This is a genomic window from Streptomyces sp. NPDC004542 (assembly GCF_040610035.1).
Taxonomy (GTDB): domain Bacteria; phylum Actinomycetota; class Actinomycetes; order Streptomycetales; family Streptomycetaceae; genus Streptomyces.
Genome location: NZ_JBEXLP010000095.1, coordinates 21,034 through 27,033, shown reverse-complemented (window position 1 = coordinate 27,033; position 6,000 = coordinate 21,034). Strand labels below are relative to the sequence as shown.

Here is a 6,000-nt window from a genome sequence, read left to right as displayed (position 1 = left end):
CCGCGGCCCCCTCTCTCTTCTCTTCGCGCCCCGTCCCCACCCCCCGGGGGCCCGGCCGCCCCCCCCCCCCCCCCCCCGCGTCCGTCACGACGCCCAGTGATCGTTCACCACTCCTCGAGTTCATCTCATGACGGCTGCCGAAGTTTCGGCCGGGCGAGAGTCCGTCGGCCGCCTTACGCCGCACGTGCTCGTGCGCGCGTACGCGGCAGGGCTTTTCCTCGCCACCGCCCCGGCGGCGGACCGCCAGGCGGCGCTCACCCGCCTGCTGCAGTACACAGCTGGACGCGCTTCGGCGACCTGTCGCACCCAGTGCACCGCTCGGCAACGCCGATGGCGCCCCCTCCGCACCGGATTGCGTCAGCTCGCCGAGCCGAGCGGTCCTTCAACGGCGAACGCGGCACTCACCGACTCGTAGTCGGCCTTCGCTCGGGAGTCCGGCCGACGGTATGTCGCCGGCCGGGGTTGCCGACCCACGGCCGGCCGCCGTTGTCCGGGCCGCCGCCGAAAAGGCCCGGGAGTTGTCCACCACGCCGGATACCCCGGAGCAGTACGCGCCACCGAGCGGGCTCTGCGAACTCCCCGCGCGTCGTACTCGTTGGTCCGCGGTCCCGTGGGGCTCCTTGTTCCCCGGGACGGCACGACGGCACCCCGACATGGCACCTGCGCGACCCCGCAGGGGTGACCTGAGCGGCCGATGGATCAGACGACCGCGCTCCACTTCTGGTTCTGGGCACCCGTGCAGGTCCAGAGCCGGAGCGGTGTGCGGTTGCTTCCGCGCGGGTCCGTGGCCTCCACACATTTGTGAGCCTGAAGGTTGACCAGGTCGTGGGCGGGGTTGAGCCGGAACCTCTGGGAGCCACTGCCGTTGCAGTCGGCCAATTGGATGGCCGCGCCGTTGTCCGTCGAACCGCCTGCGATGTCCAGGCACTTGCCCGAGATCCGGATGAGCCTGTCCTCGGACACGATCTGCCAGAACTGTCTGTCGCTGCTCGAGCAGTCCAGGATCTGCAGCGGCGCGCCCCCGAGGGTGCCGCCGTCAATGCACCTGTCGGAGGCGTGATTTTGTATTGCCACGCCTGAAGCAGGCTTGGCGGGGGAAGGGCTCGCAGTCGAATCGCCCTCGGCGGAGTCCGAGCCCGTTACGGCGAAGGGGACGCACGCGAGCAGGGTCGTCGCCAGGGCGGAGCCGGCCAGCAGCATCCAGCGGAGCCGGCGGGTACGGGTATCCGGGCCTGCAGTCTCCTCTCCTGAGGAGACCCGGCCGCCGAACACCACCGGACCGGCGGACAGCCGGGCCGGAACGGCCGGGACCGAGCCGGACACGGGAGCGGGCTCGGCCGGAACCGGGGCCGGCTCGACCGGAACCGGGGCCGGCTCGGCCGGGACCGGTGGCGCGAGGAGACCGGCGTCAGCCTGTAAAACTCGCTGGTACGTCGCCTGAAGCGCCGGCCCGGGATCGACGCCAAGCTCCCCCGCGAGCAGCCTCTGCGCCTCGCGGTAGGTGGCGAGGGCCGCGGCCTGCCGCCCTGAGCGGTACAGAGCAAGCATCAGCATCTCCCGAAACCGCTCGTCCAGCGGATGCTCGGCGACCAGACCGGTCAGCTCCGAGGCCGCCTTCTCATGGCCACCCAGGTCGAGTTCGACCGCCAGCCGGGCCGCCTCCGCCGACAGACGCAACTCGTTCAGCCGCTGCCGCTGGCTGTCGGCGTACTCGCCCCGGATACCGGCCAGCGCCGCCCCCCGCCACAGACCGAGCGCATCACCCAGGCACTTCGCCGCGCCTTGGGCGTCTCCCGCACCTCGGGCCCGCTCGGCCTGGGCGACCAGCTCCCGGAAAACGCTCAGATCCAGCTCACCCGGCGAGGTGAGCTGATAGCCGTCCCCCGCGGCACGGATCAGGGTCGATGGCGTGTCCCCGGCGGGCTCCAACACCTTCCGGAGCCGGTGAATGTAGGTACGCAGAATGCCACGCGCGGAGGCCGGCGCTTCGGTCCCCCACACCGCGTCGACCAGTCTGCCCACCGACACCTGCGAGCCTTCGGCCAGCAGCAGCACGGCCAGCACAGCCCGCTGCTGGGGCGGGCCGAGCGCGACCTCGTCCTGGCCACGCCACGCCCTGACCGGTCCCAGCAGGGAGAACCGCAACCGCTCTTTCAACTAGCGCCCTCCTTCAGGGATGCCTGTCCGAAGCCGGCAGGCGCGGTCAGGCTTCCTGGGGGACCGCGCGGATCACCCCGAAGTCTAAACCTCGACTCCGTAGGGGACCTTGGTGTTCGGCTGCCGGTGATCACGGTGGTGCGCCGGTCTTGCGGTTACGTGGTGCCCGCAAGACTCCCGCGGTGCGAGATGTCGGTCCGTCCCCTTCCGGGTGTCGTGGTCCCGGTGTGCCGATGGCGGACGGTGCGGGCCGGCAACTCCTGTGGTATGTCGTCGATGTGGGTGCCTGACCGTCTCGACGGCCTGTGGCGGGACGAGGGTTCCGCCGACTGGAACCCGCGTGTGGGGCACCCGGGACTCTCGCCCGCGCGGTTGACCATGGTGGGTGTGCACGGCGCGGGCCACGGCACCGGGCGCGCGAGGGGACAGCGCGCAGAGCGCCGGTGAGGCGGCCGGACCGCGGGACTGATCGACTCAGCCGCCGCTCTTACGCCGGAACGACCGCTGGCTCGCAGCCGGGCCGTGCGCTGCACGCACCTTGGACGCGTCCGGGTTGGCGGCAACATCGGCCGCGTCCGCCTGCGCACCGCGCTTGCGCGCCAGGGCTTCACGAAACCTGCGCTTGAGGTCGTAGTTGCCGTCGCTGTCCGGCGACAGAGGGGACGTCTCGGGGGCAGCCGGCTCCGAACCTTCCGTGATGACGGGCTCTTCAGTCATGGTGACCTCCTGGGTTCGGGGGTGGGCCAGCACAGCTTGTCATGCCGGGCGAGGTGCGGGACGCCGGCACCATCATCCTGCTCCGTTTCGTCGGGTTTCCCTCTCGCGGCCGAGGGCTGTCGATCCCGTGGCCAGGAGATTCGCTGACAGGGCGATGGCTCTCAGCCGTTGCGACGTACGAGGGCGGCCTTGCGGGCCTCGGCGAGCTTGCGTGCCTCGCCGGCCTTTCGGGACTTTCCGCCGGTACCGCGGGAGGTGTCCTTGCTGGTGCCGAGGCCGCGGAAGGGAGCGTTGCTGTTCTTGGGTCGGGGGACGGCGGGCCCGCCGTCGAGCGGGGTACCGGAGGGAGCCTTGGCGCCGGTGATCCGGCTCAGTTCCGCCTCGCCCGAGCGCACCTTGGTGACGGTCGGCTCGATGCCGGCCTCGGCCATCATGCGGCTCGTCTCGCGGCGCTGACCCGCCACTACGAGCGTGACCACGCTGCCGGACTCACCAGCGCGGGCGGTGCGACCGGCCCGGTGCACGTAGTCCTTGGGGTCGGTGGGCGGGTCGACGTTGACGACGAGATCGAGGTCGTCGACGTGCAGGCCGCGGGCCGCCACATCGGTCGCCACCAGAACCGTGATCTGGCCGTTCTTGAACTGCGCCAGGGTCCGCGTGCGCTGTGGCTGGGACTTGCCGCTGTGCAGGGCCCCGGCGTGCACCCCGCTGGCCCGCAGATGGCGGGTGAGCTGGTCGACGGCGTGCTTGGTGTCGAGGAACAGCAGTACGCGGCCGTCGCGGGCGGCGATCTCCGTGGTGACGGCATAGCGGTCAGGGCCGTGGACGATGAGAACGTGGTGCTTCATCGTCGAGACCGTGCCCACGGACGGGTCGACCGAGTGGACGACGGGATCGTGGAGGTAGCGGCGGACCAACTGATCGACGTCGCGGTCCAGAGTCGCCGAGAACAGCATCCGTTGACCGTCGGGGTGTACCTGGTCGAGCACGTCGACAACCTGCGGCAGGAATCCCAAGTCGCACATCTGGTCGGCCTCGTCGAGCACGGTGATCCGTACCCGCCCGAGGCGGCAGGCGTTGCGCTCGATCAGGTCGTGCAGGCGTCCGGGGGTAGCGACGACCACCTCGGCGCCCTCGCGCAGCGCGGCGACCTGTCGGCCGACCGACATGCCGCCGACGACCGTGGCCATCCGCAGCCGCAGCGCTTCGGCGTACGGCGCCAGCGCCTGGGTGACCTGCTGGGCCAGCTCCCGGGTGGGCACGAGGATCAGGGCGAGGGGCTGCTTCGGCTCGGCGCGCCGCCCGGCCGTACGGGTGAGCAGCGGCAGACCGAAAGCGAGCGTCTTGCCCGATCCGGTGCGCCCGCGCCCCAGGACGTCGCGCCCCTCCAGGGCATCGGGCATGGTGGCGGCCTGGATCGGAAAGGGTTCGCGCACCCGGAGTCCGCTCAGTGTCCGCAGCACCTCCGCCGGCAGTTCGAGACCGGCGAAGGAGAGGACCGGGGGCAGCGCCGGAGTCCTCGCCCCGGGCTGGACGGGACCGCCGTGAGCGATGCTGGAGTCGCCGGGATGCTTCATGAACAGCCTTCCGCAGGGAAACGTACCGAGGAAGGCCCGGCAGGACTGAACAGCCCACGCCGAAGCGGAACCGAACAAGCAGAATCGCCCACCGCGACGACCACGCAAACGCATGACACTAACACAAGGAAGCTACGACACAGAGTGCGGTTCCCGGCTGACTGGACCGGTATCGGCCTTCGGAGCAGGACACCGGGCAGCGCAGCATCCCCCGCCGGGGATGCAGGTCAGCAAACTGGACGCTGTCCGGCCCGATGCTGACCTCTTGCTGACCCGAACCCGGTGATCAAGGCGGTACCGCCAGGTCGGTGGTGGTGGTAGGTTCCCTGCGACAGAAATGGCGCCTGACCATGGCCGAGGCAGGTCAGGCGCCCTTACCGGCGCAGATCTGGGGTCGGGGATCCGCTCGTCGTCCCGTTACTCGCCCACGGTCCGCCGGCTCGACGACTGCATCTGTTCATCGAGGTTCTGGGCGAACTGCAGCCAGGTCTCGGCGTACTGGCGGGCCAGGTTCATCACCAGGACACCGCAGTGCGGCGGGACCGCCGCAGAGAGCTCGGACCACTGCTGCATGCCGACGGCGTTCTGGTGCAACAGGCGCAGCAGGTTACGTCCCTCCTCCTTGTGGCGCAGGGACGGGTCGCGCAACAGCTTCTCCAGCAAGTCGTGGGGATCGCTGTCGAGCGTGTCGTCCGGGCGGCCGGTACGCAGTGAGCGCACCACTCCGGCGGGCTGGGCCACCTTGTCCTGGTGCGCCGCCTGTCCGTGTCCGACCACCGGGGCCTCTCCGGCCTGCAACCGTCTCCTGACATCGCTCACGGTCGCCGGGGAGAGTCCCGCCAGACGAGCGATCTCGCGCAGTGAGGCGTCCGGGCGCTCGGTGATCAGCTCCGCCGCCCGCTTGCGCCCCTCATCACTGCTGAGCGGGCGGACCTTGCCGTCCCTGCCCACTCTGGCGTGCAGTTGCAGCACGCCGTCGGACTGCCGGCGGATGGCGGCAACGGTCTTGGCTCCGAGACCGGAGGCGCGGGCGACCGCCCGGTCCGACAGATGGGGGTGCGACTTGACGATCTTCGCCGCTGCGGCCCGCCGGTCGGCCTGAGAGAGCGGCAGGCCATGTGTGACGTTCGCCTGCACGGCACGCAGAAACGCGTCCTCGGTGCTGCCTTCGAAAAACTGCACAGCGATGACGCGCTGGCCCTTGACGAAGGCGGCCATCAGGCGGTGCATTCCGTCGATCACGTGCATGGTGCGCCGGTCGACGAGAATAGGCGGAAGTGACCCTTCCATTTCCGCCAGGCGTGCCACGTGCTCCGGGTCCGGCCCTCGCGACCGCAGAGAGATGCCCGGCATGATCGAGGATATGGGGACGTCCTGCACCGGCGATGGTTTCACCTGCGCGGTTTCGGAGGTCGCACACGAGCCGGGGTCGCGAGCGGCGACTCCGGTAATGGCCGCTCCGGTTAAGTCCGCAGCCACGGATTCGTGAGAGACGCCGAGCACCTGATCCATTCTGTCCACCCCGTAGATTGACAGCTCACAGAACCTG

Annotated in this window: 4 protein-coding genes; all 4 read right to left on the bottom strand. The window is 70.3% G+C overall.

Annotation, left to right across the window (positions count from 1 at the left end; translation table 11 throughout):
- Window positions 1-699 precede the first annotated feature (699 nt).
- Window positions 700-2,157, bottom strand: a complete 1,458-nt coding sequence (locus tag ABZX30_RS32375; protein WP_355940169.1) for a BTAD domain-containing putative transcriptional regulator — start codon at window positions 2,155-2,157, stop codon at window positions 700-702.
- A 474-nt stretch (window positions 2,158-2,631) separates the two neighbouring features.
- Complete coding sequence (locus ABZX30_RS32370) at window positions 2,632-2,874, bottom strand: DUF5302 domain-containing protein (protein ID WP_355940166.1); 243 nt, start codon at window positions 2,872-2,874, stop codon at window positions 2,632-2,634.
- Between the two features lie 161 nt (window positions 2,875-3,035).
- The gene (locus ABZX30_RS32365; RefSeq protein ID WP_355940164.1) at window positions 3,036-4,451 is read right to left on the bottom strand and encodes a DEAD/DEAH box helicase; all 1,416 of its coding nucleotides are present in this window, start codon (window positions 4,449-4,451) and stop codon (window positions 3,036-3,038) included.
- A 417-nt stretch (window positions 4,452-4,868) separates the two neighbouring features.
- Entirely contained in the window at window positions 4,869-5,963 is a 1,095-nt protein-coding gene (locus tag ABZX30_RS32360) for a transcriptional regulator (protein WP_355940161.1), read from the bottom strand.
- Between the last annotated feature and the right edge of the window lie 37 nt (window positions 5,964-6,000).